Consider the following 15,132-nt stretch of genomic DNA (forward strand, 5'->3'; position numbering starts at 1 on the left):
GCCCGCCAACCCGCTCGTGGCCATAAGGCGTGCTTCGTAAGAAAGCCTTATCGCGGGCGCAACCGCGCCCTCGTCCGTGCGAAGAATCATTAGCCGAAATATGCGGATGGAGGGTTAAGCCCCGACGCGCCGTCCTGTCATGCGCCGGCTAGCCGGCAGCGTGGGCCGGCTGGGGTTCGTCACGGACGACCGCCGCGGAATCCGGCACGCGGACCTCCACCCAGCGGTCGGCGCCTGGCAGCGGCGCGGCCATGTTGCGGCCTCGCGCCTGCCAGATCACCACGCTGTCGAAGTTGTTGTCGAAGTTCATCGGCTCGTCCGGCGCGAAATCCATGCGCTCGGCGAAGTAGCGGACGAACCGGGCGCTGGCGTCGAACTGGGCTACGCCGGCGGGGTTGTAATAGACCACGAAGACCGAACCCTCGCGGGCGTCGCCGATCTCCTGCTCGAGATATTTCACCAGGCTCGCCACGAGCGGCTCGCGGAAGGGGTTGTAGAGAAACAGCACGACGTCCCCGCTCGCGGGAAACTTCGGGCGCGTCGCATCGCCCAGGACGACCTGGATCGCGGTGCGCTCGGGGCGTCCGGCGGCGAGGCGGTCGGCGTTGCGCTGGGCGCTGCGGCAAAGGGTCGGCGAAAGTTCGATCCCGATGACCTCGCCGAAATCGAATTCCGTCGCCACCGCCAGCACCCGGCCCTTGCCGCAACCCAGATCGATGAAGACGGCCTTGTTCAGCGGCGGCAGCGCCTGCAGCGCCCGGCGGATGATGCTGGGCTGGCTTCCCGCATAGCCGTTGTTGCCCGCGTCAGCTTCCTTGTCGCCGGTCCTGAGGAACGAGCGCAGGACCTTCTGAGAGGTCTCGATGCCGTAGAACTGGTCGATCGGATGCTTGGGCCACGACCGCAAGGCGTTCAACACTCGTCGGAACACTGGGTGCGCCTCGCGGAAGTCAGGAAATCTGTTTATGCATACGCTTGGCTGCCGAAGCTACCGACAGACGATTCTCGGTGCGCCCGATGTTCCGGTTGCGCGCCTGAAGGGCCTGCCGCGCTGAACCTGCCATGTTACGTCGTCCGGGCACAAGGTTTGCAGGGCCTGCGGAGCACCTGCCCCCTGGCTCCCGAAGGAAGGTTCGATCTTGCGTCCGGCTCCGATATCCTCGCCCGCCGCGAGACGTGAAAATGGCATCGGGGCGCTGCGGCTCCTGTTCGCCACGCTGGTGATCGTCTCCCACAGTCCGGAGATGCTTGACGGCGACCTGCGCCGCGACCCGCTCCATATGGTGTTCCACACCCTCAGTTTCGGCCAGCTGTCCGTCGACGCCTTCTTCCTGATCAGCGGCTATCTGATCGCGGCCAGCTTCGCGGCCAGTTCCAGCGTGCGCGCATACTTCACCAAGCGCATCCTGCGGATCTACCCAGCCTTCGTCATCTGCTCGCTCCTGTGCGTGGCCATCGTGGCGCCGCTAGGCGGGGCGCACCTGCAGTCCCTCAGCATCGGGGACTGGGGGCGGCTCGCCTACCGTGTGGCCCTCCTGAAGGCGCCGGAGGTGAACGAGGCCTTTTCCAACGTGCCCTTTCACCCTGGGCTGAACGGGTCGGCCTGGAGCATCTCCTACGAATTCAGGTGCTACATCCTGGCCGCCGCGCTCGGACTGATCGGCCTTTATCGCCGCCGCCGCCTGTTCGTGGCGCTCACCGCCGCGATGGTGGCTGCAAATCTGGTGCTGTTCTGGCCGGGCTTGCTGAACTTCACCCCGCCAGGCTGGGTGGTGGCGACCTTCGGCGAGCCGGATCAGCAGGCCCGGCTGCTGGCCGCCTTCATGATCGGGACCTGCTTCTGGCTCTACGGAAAAGACGTCGTCCTTAAGGGCCGTTACGCCCTGGCCGCCGCCGTCCCGCTGTTTGGCCTGATGTTCGTGCCCCCGCTCGCGGAGACCGCCCTCCTCCTCCTGGGCGGCTACATCCTGTTCTGGGTGGCCTTCGAGGTCCGCTGGAAGCCGCTGCTGACGATCAACGCCAAGGACGATATCTCCTACGGGGTGTACCTCTACGCGTGGCCGATCGCGGCCCTCCTGATCTACTATTGGCGCGATATTCCGCTGGAAGTGCTGACCGGCATCACCTTCCTGGGCGCCGCGGCCTGCGGCCTGGCGAGCTGGCTGGCCGTCGAGCGGCCGGCGATGAAGTGGAAATTGCGGCGCACCGGAAACCAGGCCCACATCGACACACCGACGATTCTCAAGCAAGGAAACCTGGGGCCTGACGGTGAGGTCCAGCGGGGCGAGGCATGAGGATTGCATGTCCGCCCGGCGAAATGCGCCAAGGCGCCGGCCGCGTCTCGATGGGTTGCCGCGATTGTGCAGCCCGCTTACGAGGGCGGCGGGCTGTGAACTGGGGAGGGAGTCGGTTTGGAAACGGTCTATGACTGGATAACGGTGGCCATCTTCGGCGGCCTCGTCGTGCTGTTCCTGCACCGCTCCGTCGGCGAGCAGGAGCCCAACGACACCATCCTGCACTATCTGCCGCCCGCGGTGGGCTGCGCCATCGCCAACTATGTCGGCAATCACGGGCAAGGCCCGATCTCGGCGCTGATCGTGGTCGCCGTCCTGATCTACATCGTGCTGGTCCTCAAGCCCTTCGGCGGCCTCAAGTTCTGAGGTCGGCCGGCGCTCTGCGGATAGCCTAGGACCGGCCCTCAGTGCTGCGGGTGTTGGGAGAGCCACGCCTTCATGGCGGTGGAATCACCCGGCTTCGCGGCGCGCACGGTGCTGTTGTGATCTTCCTTGTAGCGGGGGTTCTTCCCTTCGCTGTCCAGGTTGAAGATCGACTGGGCGACGTTGTTGCGGACGGTCACGTCGCTGCTCGCCCCGCGCACGACGATGCGGGAATCCATGTCGGTGAACCCCTGGACAAAGTTGTCCTCAACCAGGCCGGTCTTGACCGTGGACAGCGAGATCCCGTTGTACATCGTCCCGGTCATGGCGTTGCCGGTGATGGTCAGGTCGTCGGTGGATTCGATGAAAATACCCTGGATCACCTCGCCCGTGCCGCGGTCGATCACATTGTTGCGGATCGCGACGTCGGTTCCCGGCGTGCCGTCCCTGTTGCCCCAGAACTGGATGGCGTCGGGGTGGTCCCCCGGCTGCGGATGGAACTCGCCGATGTGATTGCCTGAGACCACCACATGGGACGAGCCGCCGCCGAATATCCCGTCGGTCTGCAGGTGGTGGAGCGTGTTGTTCGAAATGGTGAGATGACTGGTATGCACATGGCCGATGCCGGAGCCCAGCTCCGTGACCTCCGAGCCGGTCACCGACACACCGGTGCTGTCGCGGAGGAGAAATCCTACGCCGCCGTGCCCGGCGCCCGCTGCGTTGTGCACCTTGAATCCCGATAGCGAGACGTCGGCCGAGTCCACGACGGTGACCGCGACGCCCTCCCCCGCGCTCGCCACCTCCACGCCGCGCACGTCGATTCCTTCGGAGTTCTCCAGTGTGAGGCTGCTGAACACCGCCTTGGCGCCCGGCTTCGCTTCGATCCGGAGCCCCGGCTTGGCGAGCTTCTTCCCGTAGAACTTGACCGGTCCGTAGTCGCCGCTGTCGAGCAGGATGACCGCGCCCGGCTGAGCCGCCTGGACCTTCGCCCAGAAGGTCTTCGGCGTCACGACCTCGCCCCCCCGCCGCGCCGGCTCCTGAGCGCTGCAGCCCGTCGCGGCCGCCAGGGCCAAGACGGCGGACGCCGCCAACAGGATCAGCGCGCGCTCACCTCCGCGCCGGGCGGCCGTTGAATGGCTGTGACGGTTCTTGTTCATGGCGTTCCTCGACCAGCACCTTGACAGCGGCAGGCAAACTCATAGTCCGTGCGCCATATGGACCGTTTCATACTGCCGATCCTGTTCGGACTCATAATCGTCTTTACCGTGGTCATGGGGTGGTTGAACGGCGGGGATCCGCCGGACTGATCCGACCGCGCGGCGCCGCTTCCCGGCTTCGTCAGTCCTTAGCGCCGCCGCCGGCGTCCTATCGCCGACTCAGGCGGGACCTCGGCATTGGGCGAGCCCAGCCGATCGCTCTGGCGGCGCTCCTCGCTGCCGCCCATCGCAATCATCAGCAGGGCGATGCCGACCCCCGCGAACATGAAGGCGTAGTCGGCGATGGTCATGAGGCGGAATATGTTCATGTCGGGCCTTCGCCAGGAGATTGGCGCGCGTCTGGATCGACCAACGGCCGACTGGGGGGCATGCGCCTCTCGCTAGAAGATAGCCCAGTCGGTGTGGCTCATGAAAAATACCTTGAGCTGTGCGGCGATGTCGTGCGCGATCAGGTCCTGGATCTCTGCCCAGTTCGGGGGCGCCTGGTTGAAACCGTGGTCATCGCCGCCGGTGACCGGGGGCTCGATCGGCGGCGGGGCCACGACGACCGGCGGGGCCACCACGGGAGCCACCACGACTGGCGGAATCACCACGACGGGCGGAACGACCGGTGGGATCTGGACGGCGCCGACCCCGGCATGTGTGGCAAGCCACGCGTTGACTCCCGACAGGTCGCTCGCCGTTGTCCCCGCGATGATGGTGTTGTCGCTCGCGACGTAGCCCGGATTCGGCAGTCCGCCGTCTTGGACATTGATGACCGATTGGGCGGTGTTGTGCAGCACGCTAACGTCGACGCTCTGGCCGCGCACGACGATCCGCGAGTCCATGTCGGTGAAACCCTGGACGAAGTTGCCCGAGATCACGGCGTGGTCCGTAGTGGACACCGAAATGCCGTTGTACATCGTGCCGGTCAGGGCATTGCCGGTGATGGTGACGTTGTCGGTGGACTCGATGAAGATGCCCTGGATGACGTCGCCGCTGCCGCGCGTGATGATGTTGTTGCTGATGGTGACGTCGTTCCCAGGGCTCCCATCGGTGTTGCCCCACAGCTGGATCGCGTCCGGGTGATCGCCTGGCAACGGGTGGAAATTCGAGAAGCTATTGCCCGAGATCACCACATGGGACGATCCGGCCCCGAAGACCCCGTCGGTCTGCAGATCGTGGAAGGTGTTGTTGGAGACGGTCAGTCCGCTGTCGTGGACGTGGCCGATGCCTGAGCCGATCTTGCTGAAGTCCGAGCCGGTGATCGAGACCCCCGAGCTGTCGCGGACCATGAAGCCGACGCCGTCGTCGCTGCCGGTCGTGCCGTGGACGGTCAAGGCGGAGAAGGCGACGTTCGACGAGTCCATCACGGTCACCGCCGTGCCGCCGGGCGTGGTCATCACCAGGTGATTGAAGGACAGTCCCGAGCTCCCGTTGAGCGTCAGGCCGGTAAGCACCGCCTCATTGCCGAGGTCGGCCGACTGGATATTGACCGGACCGTCGAAATGGAAGCCGTTCAGGTTGATGGCGCCGTAGGTTCCCGCCGCCAGCAGGATGGTGTCGCCGGCATGGGCCGACTGCAGCGCGGCGAACAGGCCATCGGGACTCGAAACGGTCGCTAGCGCGGCCCCAGGTTTCGTTGGAACTGGCATTTTGTTCGCCCCTCGTTACGCGACAGGTCCAACGACCGTCGCCGCGCCTGATCGCCCGCCCCGAAACCGCGCGATCAAGCCGTCACCTTCGCCCTAAAGCCAAGCTTGTCAATGTGATGCGCGTCACACGCGACACCGACTCACTCGCACTAAGAGGGCCGCTGAAATGACTAACGAAGGTTAAATTCAGGCGGATTTTAGCCATGCGGCCAAACCTGGTCCAACAAGCCGGCGCTGGCGGGCACGCGGCTTGCAGTCTTGCATCCCGACGCCGCGTTTTGCGGTATTATTGGGCTGGCTTGCCGAGCGGACGGTGGGCGCGGCGCCGGGATGGGCGAAACGATGCGTACGACCCTTGGACTGATCTGCGCGGCGGGATTGCTGCTGAGCGGCTGCGGCCGCGCGCTTCATTCCGTCGCGGCCGTCGCGGAGAATACCCGCACCGCGACGGAGCAGCTGGCCTCGACCAGCGACGCGACGGCGGCGCGAAAAGAGATCGAACTCTATCCGGACGCGATGAACATGCGTTCGGCCCAGACCCCGCTAAAGCTCTCGGAGCGCTACGAGACCCGCGAAGGTCCCGATGGCTTCATGGTCTATGACACCGAGAACCACACGATCGCGCGCATCGCCAGCCAGACCCAGGCGGGCCTGACGCTCGACCAGGCGCAGAAGGCGACGGAAGCCCTGAGCTGGGCGAGCACTCACAAGGAATCCATCGGGCAGCTGAAGTAGCCGAGGCGACCCGATCAGACCTTGCGTGGGCCAAGGCGGCGAGCGCGGTCGGTGCCCACCAGGACCCGCTGGCCGGCCGGACTCGTCGCGGCGATCAGGTCGCGGACGAACTGTTCGAGGTTCGGCCAGGCTTGAGCGCTGCCGTCGGCGTTGGAGAACCGGCACAGAATGCCGTCGGGGATCAGCCCGGCGACGGCGTTCCTGAACCGGTCTTCCCGTTGTTCCGAGGCATCGATCGGGAAGAACTCACCAAGCCTGGACCAATAGATGACGCTTTCTTCATGGCTGGGCGACTTGGCCAGCAGCCGGCGCGCCGGCACCGTTATGGCGTCGGCCAGCCTGACCTGCGTCGGTTCGTTGTGCAGCAGGGCGTAGCCGAAAGCCGGATAGCAGACCTCCGGCCGGTGCAACTGGAGCTCGTCGCTCTGCCGCTCGCCATGGGCCAGCAGCATCAGGACCTGGTGCCCGCCAGCGCCGTCGGTGTAGGCGCGCGTCACCAGCTGGTTATAGAGCTTGGAGGAGAGCGTGCCGGGCCCGTTGAGCGCCAGGGGATCGCCGACGTCCTCCGAGGTCCAGGCGCCGAAGCTCCGCGGAACGAGATCGTCGAGCTTCGCCGACTGCAGCAGCGAGACGTAGTGATGCGGCTTCAGCTGCCGGGCCACCAGGGCCGCGCCGACACAGGCCGCTCCGGCGAAGAGTGCGCGACGGTTCATCAAACCGGCCGCCATTTGCGGGGCACGATCCGCACCAGCAGGCTGTCGACCGCAAACACCAGCATCAGGTCGATGGCGAAGAGCAGGAAGCCCGCGGTGTAGTGCAGGAAGCCTTGGGCGACCTCGTCCCCGAAATAGTAGGTCAGCAGGATGAGGATCATCACCCGCAGGATGTTGCCCAGGATGGCGATCGGGATGACAAACGCCGTCATCAGCAGCGAATAGCGCACCGAGGCGCCCCGGAGCAGATAGATGTAGAGGAGGCTGATGGCCGTCAGCCCAACCAGGGAATTCATCCCCGAACAGGCGTCTTCCATCAACAGCTGGTACTTGGACACATAGATGGTGACGCCCTCGCGCGACACCGGATAGCCGACGCCGTACAGCGAACGCATCGCCACTTCGGACACGAACTGCTTGAGCGGCGCGGTGATCCTGTCGATCAGCCATGCGGGCGGCGGAATGGCGAACCCGAGGTAGAACAGCGGGAACCAGTTCTTGAGCAGGGCGACCACGCCGAAGACCGAGTGCAGCATCGCCAGGCCGACGCCGAACAGGCCAAGCGTCTCAAGGCTGATGAAGTCGAAGACCCGCCCGAAGACATAGGTCGCCAGGCCGACGAACAGCACCAGGGCGCTCAGCCAGAGCGCGCCCGGCTTGGCGATGGCCCGCGCCGCGGTCAACTGGCGGCTCAGCAGCCAAAGGCCGGTGACCAGCACGATCGGGCCGTGGGCGCCGGACTCCCGGTTCCAGGCCTGGCCGGCGAGGGTGTTGATGGTGGGCACGGCCAACGCCGCCAGCCCCACAACGCAGGGCCACCAGGTCGTCAGAAGCTGTTTGAGGTCCAACCGCGGCGCGGCGCCTTCGGCAGCGGCGGCCACGTCACGCGTCATTCAGGACAGTGCCGATCACCGTGGAATGGTCGGCGCGCAGTTGGGCCGCGAGGGTCTTCACGTCCGACACCAGCCCCTTGTGACGCCGAGACACGATGAGGCTGTAGGCCGCGACGGAGGCGATGCGCCGGCCGTCGGCGCAGCTGTTCGCCGGAGGCGTGTCGATGATGGTCATCTCGTAGTCGCGCAGGCAGCTGTTGACGACCTGTTCGAAGGACGATCGCGCCAGGAGTTCCTGCGCATTCGGAGCCGACCCGCCGGAGAACAAGACCGACATGTTCGGCAGGATATCGCCTTGGACGTAGTCGCCGACCGAGGAGCCCGCCACCGAAAGGCATTCGCGCAGGCCCGGAAGCTCGCGGTCGGGACGGATGACATGCTGGATCATCGGCTCGCGCAGATTGCCGTCGATGAGCAGCGTCTTCACCCCAGCCTGGGCCAGGGAGACGGCGAGGTTCGTGGCGACGAAGGTGGCGCCGAGCTTGGGGCTGGCCTCGCAGATCGCCAGGGCGCGGCGGCCGGCCTCCACGTGCTGGGCCATGATGTGGGTACGCAGAGCGCGGATGTATTCCGCGCTCTGGGCGAACGGATCCGAGAGCGTGACCAGAGCCTCCGAGAAGGAGTACTGCCCACGCCGCACGTTCGCCGCCTCGACGGCTTGATGGACGGTCATTCACCCCACCCCAGAGATAGAAGGAGAGACCTCACGCGGGCGCCGATCGGACCGCGGGGGGACCGAGGCCGAGAATCCTGCGCAGCAGGCCGAGCTTCGGGCGCGGCGAGCGAATGACGCCGATGCACAGCACCTCTTTCGAGAGGTTCAGATCCTCGACGCCACGCACGCGCCGGTTCAAGAGTTCGAGCAGCAGGGCGAGGCCCAGGCCCAGGCCGATGCCGAGGCCGGCGGCCCCGCCCATCATCAGAGGTTTGTTGGGGAACGCCGGCTTATTGGGCGCGAGCACGATGCCCATCGGCGTCAACCCGGAATCCGTCAGGGCGGCCTGCAGGGCGAGCTCGGCGCCGCGCGCCGCGGTCTTCTTGTATCCGTCGCGCCGCAGATCGACCTCGGCCTGCAGCTGGTGCAGCCGCTCGACCTTGTCGCGCTGGCTGATCACGCGGGTCTTTTCTTCCTGCAGAACGCGGCTGAGCGCCGCCGCGCCGGAGGCGCCGCTGGACGCCTGACGGGCCGCAGCATCCTCCTGGGCGACCACCGCCGCCATCGTCGCGCGCTGGGCGCGGAGGTTCTGCATCTCGGGGTGGTTCGGTCCGAGGTTCTTGGCGACCTGGGTGATCTGGGCGTCGATCTGGGCAAGCTGCAGCCGGGCCCCGGAACTGGAGGCCATCGCGGTGTTTGCGGTGGGCATCGCCATCTGACCGGCCAACGCCGCCAGACGACCGCTGTCCATGTCCGTGTCGTTGGACTGCATGACGATGCCGGTTTCTTTTTCGTAGGCGGCCTTCTTCGTCTCGGCTTCCTCGGCCAGCTTCCGCAGACCCTCGGCCTGTTCGTTGTACCAGCCGGCGAGCTTGGCCGCGTCGCGCTGCTTGCTGGCGAGACTGGCCGACATGAAGGATTCGCGAAGCGCCTCAGCCCCGGTCTTGGCCTCGACCGGATTGGCCGACTTGAAGGTGATCTCGAGCACCGTGCTCGAGGTGATGGCCGTCGAGGTCGCGTCAGTGACCTGCTGCGCCAGCCAGCGCCGGAAGTCCCGGGTGTCGTTGGGCGCACGGCCCTGATAGGCGCGAATCCGGCCCGGATCGGACAGCCAGCCCAGCTTGTCGACGACCGGCCCGGTGACGGAATAGTCCTTCACGAGCTCCTGCTGGGCGTCGAAGTAGACCCCGGCGTTGCGCACGTCGATCCCCCCGCCGGAGAGCGGATCCTGCTTGAGGATGTCCATGTTCACGCGCGCCGTCGCCTCGTAGCGAGGCTGCACGAGCGTGACGACGACGAACGCCCCGAACACCGAGGCGAACAGCGCCACGAAGACGAGAATCCGTCGGGCCCAGAGGATGCGGAGGAACTGGATGATACTCATGCGGTCTTCGCTGCCCTAGAACAGGCGCTCCCCCACTTGAAGGATATCGCCGGGTTCGAGCTTGGTGTCGAGCTTCACGCCCTTCACCTCCTCGTTCTTGCGGAAGACCTTGATCTTCTTGTCGCTGCCCATGTCGGTGAGGCCGCCGCCCTTGGCGATCGCCTCGCGCACAGTCAGCTCCTTGGTGATCGGGAAGGAGCCCGGGTTCTTGACCTGGCCGGAGATGTAGAAGACCTCGCTGGTGGCCGCGGGGACGTAGATCTTGTCGCCCGCCATCACCAGGGGATCGGCGCCGCCGCCACCGGTCGCCAGATCCTCCATGGAGTACTTCTTGGAGGTTCCGTCGGCGCGGGTCAGGACGACGAAGCTCGCCCCTTCGCCGGTGTGGGCGCCCACCTTCGCGATGACGTCGGAGAGGTGATAGGTGCGGTCGAGCGGCATCAGCCCGGGGGTGGCGACATTGCCGAGCACCGTCGCGTAGCGGCTGGCGACGCCGGTCACCTCGACGCGCACGACGGGGTTCGAATAGAAGCCACCCTTCGCCAGGGCGTCCTGTGTCTGTTGCGCCAGCTCCGAGGTCGTCAGGCCGACGGCCTTCACTCGGCCGAGCAGCGGCAGGACGATGGTGCCCTCCGTGGAGACCCGGACGCGGACGTTGAAGTCGGTCCGGCCGATGACGCCGACGTCCACGACATCGCCAACGCCCAGGGCGAAGGCCTGGTCGACGACGACGGCCGAGGGCGCAGTGTCGCCGGCGGCGGGGGGCGCGGCGGCTGGAGCGGGCGCTGCGGCCTTGGCCGACGCGCCGCCCGGCGCGGCGTCTGGAGTCTGCCCGTACGCAGGCGCGACGGAGCCGAGCAGCAGGACCGCGGCCGTTAGGGATCGCAGCGAACGAATGGGAACCTCCCAGACCAAATTAGAACGACGTCGAGAGCGTGAGGCTGACCCGGTCGGACTTGAAGTTGAACAACGCAAGGTCGGTAGTGCTCTCCTCATGCTGAACCTCACCTGACAAAGCTGAAGTCCGTCCCAACTTGACGGAAACCCCCGCCGTCACCGACTTCAGGTCCACCCGGTTGGGCGCTGAGGTCGGTACGAGAACAACACCGCCACGGAAATCTTCCCGTGACCAACTGGCCCCCAGATTCGCGTGGATGCGTGAAGATACCGTGTAGTCCGCGCTGAGCGAGGCCTGGTTGTTGATCGAGTAGCCAACGTCCTGGCGGATCGTGGCCTGCACGGCCCGCGACAGATTGGCGGCGAGATTGATCCGTGGGCCGAGGTGGTAGGTCAGGCCGGCGTTGGCGGTCAGCCCGCTGAACGAGGAATTCTGGCCCGCGACCGCGCCGGGGCCGAGCTCCGATGTCGACTTGGAATAGAACACCCCGGCCGTCCCCGACAGGCGCATGCCGATCGGCCGGAAGAACTGGACGCCGAAGCTCGAGACCTGCAGGTCGCTGGGCACCCCGGCCAACGGCACGGCCGAGCGGTCATAGGTGGTCTTGTTGTAGCCGGCGATCAGCGAAATGTTGCCGAGCGCGTGATTCCCGTACCCCACCGACGCCGAGACGCCGGTGGTGTTGAAGTCGATCAGCGTCGCCGAGCTATTCTGGGCCGCGGAATGCGAGACCTGGACGTTTTCGGTCAGGCCCGCGGTGCTGGCGCAGCTCTCGTTGGCCGAGATTGTGTAGGTCTGGATGGTGTTCTTGGTGACGAGGAGGGTCAGATCCTCCAGGCCGCTCTGCCCGCGGTCATAGGCCACCTGAGCTCCGACCGTGCAGAGCGCGCCGATGGCGGTGTTGGCCGCGGCGGAGAAGTCGATGTGCTCGCGGCGCAGCGTCGTATTCTTCTGGTAGTAGTCGTACCCGAAGTAGCCGCGCAGCGCCAAGCCGCGGCGGCCGATGCCCGAGGCGTAGTCGACCGTTATGCTGGGCGCATAGATGACGTCGGCGGTGTCCAGCCCACGGAGCGTGGCGGCTTGGTCGCTGCCGCGCGCGGCGTCGGTGTCGTAGGTCGTCCGCTCCTGGACGCCGATCGTCAGCGGCTTGGCGGCCCCGCCGACCGACACCGCCTGTGCGCTGGCGATGGCGGGCGCAGCCGAGGCCAGCGCGAGCGTCGCTACCCCGGCGAGGGCGTAGCGAAAACGATATCTTGCGACCGCCTCCGGCTGGCGGAGCGCCGCCACCGGTCGATCACCATGCGAAGTCACGCAGACGTTGGCTGCCATTTTACCCCTGAGTGTCGCCTAGACGCACTCGCCCCTCGTTTGTGTCAGCCGGCCTTGCCGGCGGGTGCGGTCGATCCGCCTTGAGTTGGTTTTCCCTTCGCCGGCGGCGGAGGCGGCGCATAGGCCTTGTTGTACACAACCTTGGCCTTCGGATTCGCGACCACCGCTCCAAACTGCCGGCGCACGGATTCCTGGGCGCGCTGACCCTTGATGAACTGGGCCGCATGCTTGGTCGCCAGATCGTTCGGCACCGGCACGACCTTGGTATCCATGATCTTGTTCGCGATCAGCATGCTGGACGCCGGAACCACGAAGACCTCGCCTGGCGGCAGCTTCTCGATCTGGGCGAGCAGCGCCGGTTCGACGGCGAGCGCGTCGATGGTCGCCTTGGCCGAGGTGAACCGGATGCCGTGGCTCGTGAGCACCTGACCGATAGCCTCGAGGCTGTTCAGCGGCTTGAGTTCGGCCAGGATCGCCGGATCGTTGATCGGCGGAATCCGCAACTGGTCGACGGTGAACACCTTGTGCTCGGCGTAGAATTCCGGGTGCTTGCTGATGAACTGCTGGATCTCCTCGGGCGCCGGTTGCGGGACCGCCTTGACCAGATTGTTCTGCCAGGCCTGGACCAGCAGGGTCTCTTCCATCCGCTGCTTCTGCAGGGCGAAGTCCGGCGACTTGGCGACGCCGGCGTCCGTGGCCGCCTTGGCGAGCAGCTTGCGGGCCACGATGTTCTGAAGCGCCCGCTGCTCGGCGAGCTTGCGGATCTTGGCGTCCGGCGCATTGAAGCCGGCCAGCTCGGCCTGGAGTTCCTGGACCGTGACCTCTTGACCGTTCACACGAGCGGCGACCTGGCCGGTTGGCGCCTTGCCGCTACCGCCGCACCCGCTCAAGGGCAGACACACGGCGAGCGCCAGGACCGCCACGCAAACTGTTCTCATTTTCGATAGCCCCGACGTTTTTTCGTTTTTCCAGCGCTGGCTCGAGCAAGTTTCGTACCCGCGCGACGCACCCATAAGAGTACAGGGTCAGACCATAAATGACATCATTTGTCTGTCGAGCTGCGTCCGATCGACGCCGTGCGCGGCGCCTCGGCGAGGTGGAAGGTGCGGGTCCAGCGGGATGAGGCGTTCGGAGCCGCGCCCGGACCGAATCTGTGGAAAGCTGACGCGCCCGCAGGCAAGCTCGCGGCGAATCGCGGCCTCGCCGATTTGATCAACGTCCTTTAAGGCCTGCATCGCCTATCAAGGCCGCTGAGCGGATCGTCAGAACGTCAAGGACAGCCGTTGAAACCGAGCATGAGGAAGGTCCGACTGCAGCCCGCCGCCTGGTGGCAGGCCGCGCGGCCGTTCCTTCCCGATCCGGACGCCGCCCGCCAGCTGTGGCGCGACTGGCGCGCGCGGAAGCGGCCGATCGTGCTTCGCCCCTATGTCGACCTTCACAGCCGCTGGCGGTTGGCGGCGCGCTTCCTGGTGCCCGCGGGCGTGGGCCTGTTCTGCATCGTCTACGGCTTCTTCTTCGCGATCACCGCGCCGTTCCTCATCGTGCCGCTCGCCGTGCCGATCGCGATCCTGAGCCTGCTGGCGATCTGGGCGCTTCCGGAGAACAACGTCGTGCCGACCAAGGCGATGGAGTTCGCTTTCGCGGCCAGCATCATCGGCCTGATCCTGTGGCCCAACTATCTGGCCCTCACCCTGCCGGGCCTGCCCTGGATCACCATGATTCGGCTGACCGGCTTTCCGATGGCGTTCTTCCTGCTGATCAGCCTGTCGATGTCTCCGACGTTCCGGCATCACATCGTCGAGACGGCGAGCGCGACCCCGCTGGCGTTTCGCGCGTTTCTGCTCTTCACCGCCAATGAATTCGTGAGCCTTCCCTTCACGCACAACTTCGGGGACTCCATAAACAAGATCATATTGATGCAGTTGAACTGGACCTGCGTCTTTCTGATCTGCCTGTATATTTTCCGGAAGCCTGGTCGGGCGGAACGCTACCTGCGGCTCATGCTGGCGCTCACCCTCACCATCATCGTCCTGTCGATCTGGGAGGCTGAGGTGCAAAAGGTGCTCTGGAGCGGATCAGTGCCGAGTTTCCTGCGGGTGGAGGACCCTTCCGCGCAGCGGGCGCTGGCCGGCGCGGTCCGCGGCGCAACCGGTCAGTACCGCACGAAGTCGACCTTCGCGACGGCGCTGGGCCTGTCGGAATTTATCTCGCTGATGACCCCGTTCGCCCTGCATTGGGCGGTCGGGCGCTACAGCATGTTGATGCGGCTGACCGGCCTGGCGCTGATCCCGACGCTCTATTTCGTCATCCGCCTGACCGATTCGCGTCTGGGCGTCGTCGGGTACCTCGTCTCCTGCATGATCTACCTGTTGCTCTGGAGCCTCGTGCGGTGGCGCCGGCGGATGGGCGACATCCTGACGGCGGCGGTCGTCTACGCCTATCCCTCAATGTTCCTCGCCGCGGTCGCCGCGACGATGTTCGTCCACAAGATCCACGTGCTGGTGTTCGGCGGCGGCTCGACCGCCGCCAGCAACGAGGCGCGGGGCAACCAGTTCAGGATGGCCATACCCGCATTGCTCAAGAATCCCATCGGCCACGGAGCCGGGCAGTCGGGGCTGGCGATGGGCTATGGGGCCGGCGATTTCATTGCGATCGACAGCTACTACATCAACATCGGGCTCGACTTCGGGATCGTGGGGCTGGTGCTTTATGTCGCCATGTTCGCCATGGTCATCGGCGCCGCCGTGACGACCATACTGCGCAGCCCCCAGACCAACGACCGGGAAGCCGGCCTGCTGTTGCCGCTCGCCACCTGCATCTGCGCCTTCCTGGTGCTCCGCGGCGTGTTCGGCGAGCCCGACATGCACCCGGTGATCTTCATGATGGTCGGGATGGTCATGGCCCTGGTCAGCCGCATCAGGGCTCAGACCGCGCAGGCGACGCCGGCGCCGGCGAGCCCGAAGCCGCTCTCCGCCGCGCCCCGTGGACCGAGGCGCGCGCCGCGCAGAGCCTGAGAG

The 15,132-nt window shown here is 66.1% G+C and carries 16 protein-coding genes; 5 read left to right on the forward strand and 11 right to left on the reverse strand.

Annotation, left to right across the window (positions count from 1 at the left end):
- Positions 1-148: 148 nt before the first annotated feature.
- Entirely contained in the window at positions 149-907 is a 759-nt protein-coding gene (locus ACESMY_RS13345; RefSeq protein ID WP_372785087.1) for a class I SAM-dependent methyltransferase, read from the reverse strand.
- A gap of 232 nt (positions 908-1,139) precedes the next feature.
- On the opposite strand from ACESMY_RS13345, the gene ACESMY_RS13350 reads away from it, so the two are divergent.
- Together ACESMY_RS13350 and ACESMY_RS13355 are read left to right on the forward strand one after the other, a co-directional pair.
- On the forward strand, positions 1,140-2,294 hold the full coding sequence (locus ACESMY_RS13350) for an acyltransferase family protein (protein ID WP_372785088.1): 1,155 nt from the start codon (positions 1,140-1,142) through the stop codon (positions 2,292-2,294).
- 117 nt (positions 2,295-2,411) lie between these two features.
- A complete protein-coding gene (locus ACESMY_RS13355) occupies positions 2,412-2,660 on the forward strand; it encodes an XrtV sorting system accessory protein (protein WP_329655345.1) in 249 nt (82 codons plus the stop codon).
- Positions 2,661-2,698: 38 nt separating this feature from the next.
- Here the strand turns inward: ACESMY_RS13355 and ACESMY_RS13360 are convergent, their stop codons facing one another.
- From ACESMY_RS13360 to ACESMY_RS13370, 3 genes are all read right to left on the reverse strand, one after another.
- A complete protein-coding gene (locus ACESMY_RS13360; protein WP_372785089.1) occupies positions 2,699-3,814 on the reverse strand; it encodes a right-handed parallel beta-helix repeat-containing protein in 1,116 nt (371 codons plus the stop codon).
- Between the two features lie 188 nt (positions 3,815-4,002).
- Positions 4,003-4,182, reverse strand: a complete 180-nt coding sequence (locus tag ACESMY_RS13365; protein ID WP_372785090.1) for a hypothetical protein — start codon at positions 4,180-4,182, stop codon at positions 4,003-4,005.
- Positions 4,183-4,254: 72 nt separating this feature from the next.
- Positions 4,255-5,508: a nitrous oxide reductase family maturation protein NosD gene (locus ACESMY_RS13370; protein WP_372785091.1), complete on the reverse strand. Its 1,254-nt coding sequence runs from the start codon at positions 5,506-5,508 to the stop codon at positions 4,255-4,257.
- A gap of 342 nt (positions 5,509-5,850) precedes the next feature.
- Between ACESMY_RS13370 and ACESMY_RS13375 the strand changes: the two genes are divergently transcribed.
- Positions 5,851-6,243 carry a hypothetical protein gene (locus ACESMY_RS13375; protein WP_372785092.1) on the forward strand — a complete coding sequence of 131 codons (393 nt, stop codon included), beginning with the start codon at positions 5,851-5,853 and terminating at the stop codon, positions 6,241-6,243.
- 14 nt (positions 6,244-6,257) lie between these two features.
- Here ACESMY_RS13375 and ACESMY_RS13380 read toward each other — a convergent pair whose 3' ends face one another.
- The 7 genes from ACESMY_RS13380 to ACESMY_RS13410 form a co-directional block, all read right to left on the reverse strand.
- A complete protein-coding gene (locus tag ACESMY_RS13380) occupies positions 6,258-6,956 on the reverse strand; it encodes an exosortase C-terminal domain/associated protein EpsI (protein WP_372785093.1) in 699 nt (232 codons plus the stop codon).
- On the reverse strand, positions 6,956-7,837 hold the full coding sequence (gene xrtV / locus ACESMY_RS13385; RefSeq protein ID WP_372785094.1) for an exosortase V: 882 nt from the start codon (positions 7,835-7,837) through the stop codon (positions 6,956-6,958). The genes ACESMY_RS13380 and xrtV overlap by 1 nt, the downstream gene beginning before the upstream one ends.
- Position 7,838: 1 nt before the next feature.
- Positions 7,839-8,522 carry a CpsD/CapB family tyrosine-protein kinase gene (locus ACESMY_RS13390; protein WP_372785095.1) on the reverse strand — a complete coding sequence of 228 codons (684 nt, stop codon included), beginning with the start codon at positions 8,520-8,522 and terminating at the stop codon, positions 7,839-7,841.
- A 31-nt stretch (positions 8,523-8,553) separates the two neighbouring features.
- The gene (locus ACESMY_RS13395) at positions 8,554-9,888 is read right to left on the reverse strand and encodes a GumC family protein (protein WP_372785096.1); all 1,335 of its coding nucleotides are present in this window, start codon (positions 9,886-9,888) and stop codon (positions 8,554-8,556) included.
- A 15-nt stretch (positions 9,889-9,903) separates the two neighbouring features.
- A complete protein-coding gene (locus ACESMY_RS13400; protein WP_372785097.1) occupies positions 9,904-10,803 on the reverse strand; it encodes an SLBB domain-containing protein in 900 nt (299 codons plus the stop codon).
- Between the two features lies 1 nt (position 10,804).
- Positions 10,805-12,073 (reverse strand): outer membrane beta-barrel protein, encoded by a 1,269-nt coding sequence (locus ACESMY_RS13405; protein WP_372785098.1) that lies wholly within the window; start codon positions 12,071-12,073, stop codon positions 10,805-10,807.
- 86 nt (positions 12,074-12,159) lie between these two features.
- The gene (locus ACESMY_RS13410; RefSeq protein ID WP_372785099.1) at positions 12,160-13,128 is read right to left on the reverse strand and encodes a SurA N-terminal domain-containing protein; all 969 of its coding nucleotides are present in this window, start codon (positions 13,126-13,128) and stop codon (positions 12,160-12,162) included.
- A gap of 33 nt (positions 13,129-13,161) precedes the next feature.
- Between ACESMY_RS13410 and ACESMY_RS13415 the strand changes: the two genes are divergently transcribed.
- Positions 13,162-13,341 carry a hypothetical protein gene (locus ACESMY_RS13415; protein ID WP_372785100.1) on the forward strand — a complete coding sequence of 60 codons (180 nt, stop codon included), beginning with the start codon at positions 13,162-13,164 and terminating at the stop codon, positions 13,339-13,341.
- Positions 13,342-13,410: 69 nt separating this feature from the next.
- Entirely contained in the window at positions 13,411-15,129 is a 1,719-nt protein-coding gene (locus ACESMY_RS13420) for an O-antigen ligase family protein (protein WP_372785101.1), read from the forward strand.
- The last annotated feature ends 3 nt before the right edge of the window (positions 15,130-15,132 follow it).

Source organism: Phenylobacterium sp. (assembly GCF_041691455.1).
Classification (GTDB): Bacteria; Pseudomonadota; Alphaproteobacteria; order Caulobacterales; family Caulobacteraceae; genus Phenylobacterium.